The sequence below is a fragment of the Sulfitobacter sp. 15WGC genome (genome assembly GCF_005068605.1).
In the GTDB taxonomy this organism is placed as follows: domain Bacteria; phylum Pseudomonadota; class Alphaproteobacteria; order Rhodobacterales; family Rhodobacteraceae; genus Sulfitobacter; species Sulfitobacter faviae.
Genome location: NZ_SZNL01000079.1, coordinates 1 through 389 on the forward strand (window position 1 = coordinate 1; position 389 = coordinate 389).

A 389-nucleotide genomic window follows, 5' to 3' on the forward strand; every position below is an offset into this window, starting at 1 on the left:
GCCCGCTTGTCAGCGCGATCCGCACCGCATCAGCGCGGAATTCGTCCGTGCGTTTCGTTCCCATAGTTCGTCTCCTTTGCTGCAATAAATGCTATCAAAGGAGCGGCATCAAACCGTGACACGTCCATTGCGCGTGAGCTGGATGCGCTGGTGCGGATCTACGGTAAACCCGGATGCATAGTCAGCGATCGAGCCATTGGAACGCCATTGGTCCGAGAGACAATGGCGAGGGGGACGGAGTTCACGAGCCGGGCCATTCTGGGGTGGGCCGATCAGAACGCAATTCCGTAGCACTATATCGACCCAGGGAAGCCGCAGCAGAACGCCTTTATCAAGTCATTAAACGGCAGCCTGCGCGACGAGCTGCTGAACGAGGAGATATTTGACAC

At 57.1% G+C, this 389-nt stretch carries 1 pseudogene; it reads left to right on the forward strand.

The window, feature by feature from the left end:
* Positions 1 to 126: 126 nt before the first annotated feature.
* Positions 127 to 389, forward strand: a pseudogene (locus FCK22_RS18060) (integrase core domain-containing protein); the annotation flags it as partial.